Annotated in this window: 4 protein-coding genes and 1 pseudogene; 2 read left to right on the top strand and 3 right to left on the bottom strand. The window is 63.4% G+C overall.

The window, feature by feature from the left end; translation table 11 throughout:
- From EN939_RS39115 to uraH, 3 genes are all read right to left on the bottom strand, one after another.
- Positions 1 to 799: molybdopterin cofactor-binding domain-containing protein (locus tag EN939_RS39115; RefSeq protein WP_245473095.1), on the bottom strand; the 799-nt coding region annotated here is incomplete at its 3' end.
- Positions 800 to 1,007: 208 nt separating this feature from the next.
- A complete protein-coding gene (xdhA, locus tag EN939_RS15215) occupies positions 1,008 to 2,489 on the bottom strand; it encodes a xanthine dehydrogenase small subunit (protein ID WP_127268650.1) in 1,482 nt (493 codons plus the stop codon).
- Between the two features lie 3 nt (positions 2,490 to 2,492).
- Positions 2,493 to 2,867 carry a hydroxyisourate hydrolase gene (gene uraH / locus EN939_RS15220; RefSeq protein ID WP_127268651.1) on the bottom strand — a complete coding sequence of 125 codons (375 nt, stop codon included), beginning with the start codon at positions 2,865 to 2,867 and terminating at the stop codon, positions 2,493 to 2,495.
- A gap of 203 nt (positions 2,868 to 3,070) precedes the next feature.
- Here uraH and puuE point away from each other — a divergent pair, with 203 nt between their 5' ends.
- The gene (gene puuE / locus EN939_RS15225; RefSeq protein ID WP_127268652.1) at positions 3,071 to 4,489 is read left to right on the top strand and encodes an allantoinase PuuE; all 1,419 of its coding nucleotides are present in this window, start codon (positions 3,071 to 3,073) and stop codon (positions 4,487 to 4,489) included.
- A gap of 10 nt (positions 4,490 to 4,499) precedes the next feature.
- Positions 4,500 to 4,847: pseudogene (locus EN939_RS15230) on the top strand ((S)-ureidoglycine aminohydrolase); the annotation flags it as partial.

The following is a 4,847-nucleotide window of genomic DNA, read 5'->3' on the forward strand; positions in this document are numbered from 1 at the left end:
GGTGTTTCTTCGCGGCGATCGCGGCCAATGCGGCAAACTGGTTGCCCTGCGTCTCCTTGCCGCCGAAGCCGCCGCCCATGCGGCGGATTTCCACCGTGATGGCGTTGCTCGGCACGCCGAGCGCGTGGCTGACCATATGCTGGACTTCGCTCGGATGCTGGGTCGAGGAATAGATGGTGACGTCCTGGTCCTCGCCCGGAATGGCCATGGCGATATGGCCTTCGAGGTAGAAGTGTTCCTGGCCGCCGACGCGCATTTTTCCCTTCAACCGGCGCGGCGCCTGACGGATGGCTGTGGCGGCATCGCCGCGCTTCAGCGTCAGTGGCGGCGTGACGAGTTTGTCCTTCCTAGGATCGAGCGCACCAATGTCGGTGACGAAGGGCAATTCCTTGTATTCGACCTTGGCCAGCCTGGTGGCGCGGCGCGCCTGCTCGCGGGTCTGCGCAATGACGCAGAAGATTGGCTGGCCGTAGAATTGCACCTTGCCGTCGGCCAGCACCGGCTCGTCGTGGCGGCCGGTCGGCGAAATGTCGTTTTCGCCGGGCACGTCACTGGCCGTCAGCACGTCGACAACGCCGGGCGCTGTACGCACCGCCGAGAGATCCATGCTGGCGATCGTGGCATGCGTGGCGCTGGAAAGCCCGAGGCAGCCATGCAGCGTGCCGGCCGGTTCCGGCATGTCGTCGATATAGACGGCGGTGCCACTGACATGCTTGTGGGCGGAGTCATGCCGTTGATCGGTGGCAACGCCGCCGGCGATCTTTTCAGCCTTGAGGTTGGGGGCAGCGTGCTTGTTCATCATGCGCGCCCTTTCCCTTCTCCCCGTTCACGGGGAGAAGGTGGCCCGAAGGGTCGGATGAGGGGCAGCGCCGACGTCGACAGCCTTGCAGACAAAGATCGACGACGGCGCCGCCCCTCATCTGCCTGCCGGCATCTTCTCCCCGTGAACGGGGAGAAGGACGCTACTCGCGACCGTTCGGCTGTTTGTTCACTGGCATTGGTGCTCATCATGCCGCCTCGTTGCGTGACACTTGGAATGGTGCCCGGGTATCCGTGGTCTCGGCAAAGAAGCGCAACAGCAGGTTTTTCGCCGCCAGTGCGCGATATTCGGCCGAGGCCCGCATATCGGTCAGCGGAGTGAAATCCCTGGCATATTCGGCCATCGCCGCTTCAACTGCCTGTTCGGTCCACGGCTTGCCGAGCAGCGCTTTTTCGACAGAGGACGCCCGCTTCGGCGTCGCCGCCATGCCGCCATAGGCGATGCGCACCTCCGCCACCGTGCCGTCTTTAGCCAGCGTCAGGAAAAAGGCGCCGAGGGCTGCGGTAATGTCTTCGTCGCGGCGCTTGGTGATTTTGTGGACGGCGAATTTCGTGCCCCTGGCCGGAACCGGAACGTGCACGGCCTCGACGAATTCGCCCGGTTGCCGGTCCTGTTTGCCATAGGCAATGAAGAAGGTTTCCAGCGGAATCGAGCGCCGCTTCTTGCCCTTGCGCAGGGTGAGACTTGCGCCAAGCGCGATCAAGGGCGGCGGCGTGTCGCCGATCGGCGAGCCGTTGGCGATGTTGCCGCCGATGGTGCCCATGTTGCGCACCTGTTCGCCGCCGATGCGATCGAACAACGGCCCCAGCGCCGGGATACGCTTCGCCAATGTAGCGAAGGCGTCAGTGTAGGTGACGCCGGCGCCGATCGAAATGACGCCCTTGTCTTCCGAGATGGTGCAAAGTCCGTCGAGATTGCCTATGAAAATGGCCGGCGAAATATCGCGCATATGCTTGGTCACCCATAGGCCGACATCAGTCGAGCCGGCAACGATGGTGGCGCCGGGTTCCTTGTCCAGCACGGCGGCGAAATCATCGACGTTGGCCGGCACGACCAGCCGCGCCTTGGCCGAACCGATCTCGACCCGGGCGCCGTCATGCAGGGCCTCGAGCCTCTCGGTGATCGCCTTGCGCTCTGCGGCCAGCGGATCCTCCGCCGCCTTACCGTAGCTGGAGATGGCATGCGCGGCGCGGATGATCGCCTCGTAGCCGGTGCAGCGGCAGAGATTGCCTTGCAAGGCCTTTTCGATATCCGCGTTCGACGGATTCGATGACTTCATCCACAGGCCATAGAGCGACATGACGAAGCCCGGCGTGCAGAAGCCGCATTGCGAGCCGTGGAAATCGACCATCGCCTGCTGCACCGGATGCAGTTGGCCTGATACGCCGCGCAGATGCTCGACGGTCACGACGTGTGTGCCGTCGAGCGAGCCGAGGAAGCGGATGCAGGCATTGACGCTTTCATAGACCAGCCCGTCCGCCGAGAGCTTGCCGACCAACACGGTGCAGGCGCCGCAATCGCCCTCGGCGCAGCCTTCCTTGGTGCCGCGCAGCGAACGGTCGAGCCGCAGCCAGTCGAGCAGGGTCGCGTCTGACGCCACCGACGAAAGCGCGACGTCCCTGCCGTTGAGGATGAAGCGGATTTCTTTGCGGATGCTGATTTTGGCCATGCCTCAGCTCCCCCTGTATGTCGAGTAGCCGTAGGGCGAGACCAGCAGTGGCACATGATAGTGCACGGGCTCGGCCATGCCGAAGCGGATTGGTACTACATCGAGAAAGGCGGGTTTCGGCAGGCTCAACCCCTGCTGACGCAAATAGTCGCCGGCGGCGAAGACCAGTTCGTATTCGCCGGTGCGGAACTCCGCGCCGGCGAGCAGCGGCTTGTCGCAACGGCCGTCGGCATTGGTGACAACGGTCTTCAGATGTGTCCGCGCCTTGCCGTCGAGGTGATAAAGCGCGATCGACAGTCCCGCCGCCGGCTTGCCGGTCGCCGTGTCGAGGACATGGGTCGTCAGACGCCCGCCATCGGCATTCGACGTTTCTGCCATTGGCCGCCTCCCATTTCCGGTACGAGCGAATTGGCCCGGTACGATCAAGTATCAACAGTGAATTGTGCGCCAATTAAAGGCGATGCATAAGTCCCGGTCGAGCGGAGTGCGACAAAAACACTTTCAAAAATTTTCGGGGGAATGCGAGAGGCACCCTTTCGATATCCTGATCATACTTCGGGCCATGCCCGGCGGGAGGGACGATGCGTTACAGCAGAGACATGCGCGGCTACGGAGCCAATCCGCCGGACCCGAAATGGCCTGGCGGCGCACATGTCGCCGTGCAGTTCGTCGTCAACTACGAGGAAGGCGGCGAGAACTGCGTCCTGCATGGCGACAAGGCGTCTGAAGCCTTCCTGTCGGAAATCGTCGGCGCGGCACCCTGGATGGGCCAGCGTCACTGGAACATGGAATCCATCTACGAATACGGTGCCCGCGCCGGCTTTTGGCGGCTGCTGCGGCTGTTCACCGAGTCGCAAGTGCCGATCACCTGCTACGGCGTCGCCACCGCACTCGCCCGTTCGCCGGATCAGGTGGCGGCCATGCAGGAAGCCGACTGGGAGATCGCCTCGCACGGGCTGAGATGGATCGACTACCGCGACCACAGCGCCGAAGATGAGCGCCGCGACCTCGAGGCGGCGATCAAGCTGCACTACGAAGTGACCGGCGCGCGCCCGACCGGCTGGTATACGGGTCGCACATCGATCAACACAGTGCGGATTGTGGCGGAAGAAGGTGGTTTCGACTATGTGTCGGACACCTATGACGACGAGCTGCCCTACTGGTTCGAGCATGAGGGCGGCGCGCAGCTCATCATCCCCTATACGCTCGACGCCAACGACATGCGCTTCGCCACGCCGCAGGGCTTCAACTCGGGCGACCAGTTCTTTGCTTATTTGAAGGACAGCTTCGACACGCTCTATGCCGAGGGCAAGGCCGGCCGGCCACGCATGATGAACATCGGTCTGCATTGCCGCCTCGTCGGGCGGCCGGGGCGGGTGGCGGCGCTGAAGCGCTTCGTCGACTATGTGAAGTCGCACGACAAGGTCTGGCTGGCGCGGCGCATCGACATCGCCAAGCACTGGCAAGAGGTCAATCCTTATCAACCGGCGGCGCTCAGCCCATCGAAGATGGAATTCGAGACCTTCGTTCATACCTTCGGCGGCGTGTTCGAGCATTCGCCCTGGATCGCCGAACGCGCCTACGAATTGGAACTGGGCCCGGCGCATGACACTTCAGGCGGCCTGCACAACGCGCTTTGCCGTGTCTTCCGGTCCGCCAGCGAGACCGAGCGGCTTTCGGTGCTCAACGCCCATCCCGACCTTGCCGGCAAGCTGGCCAAGGCCAAACGGCTGACGGCGGAATCGACCAGGGAACAGGCCTCGGCCGGCCTCGACGCGCTGACCGACAAGGAGCGCGAACTGTTTTCCAAGCTGAACGCCGCCTACGTCACCACCTTCGGCTTTCCCTTCATCATCGCGGTGAAGGGCAAGACGAGGCAAGAAATCCTGGCGGAGTTCGAGGCGCGCATCGGCAACAGCCGCGGCGTCGAATTCGAGACCGCCTGCAAACAGGTCGAGCGCATCGCACTGCTCCGCCTCAAGGACATGCTTCCGCAATAGGTTTGAACCCATGGATACGATCAGAATGCCCGAGCGAACCTATTACGCACCACATGGCGGCCACCCCGGCCAGAGCGAGCTTCTGACCGGCCGCGCCGTCTTCACCGAGGCCTATGCCGTCATTCCTCGGGGTGTGATGCAGGACATCGTGACCAGTGCGTTGCCGTTCTGGGACGAGACCCGCGTCTGGATCTTGTCGCGACCACTGTCCGGTTTTGCCGAGACGTTCTCGCAATACATTGTCGAGGTCGCGCCCGGCGGCGGCAGCGACCGGCCGGAACCCGATGCCGGCGCCGAAGGCGCGCTGTTCGTGGTCGAAGGCGAACTGACGGTTCTGCTGGCCGGCAAGAAGCATGTC

It is taken from the genome of Mesorhizobium sp. M7A.F.Ca.CA.002.05.1.1 (assembly GCF_003998335.1).
In the GTDB taxonomy this organism is placed as follows: Bacteria; Pseudomonadota; Alphaproteobacteria; order Rhizobiales; family Rhizobiaceae; genus Mesorhizobium.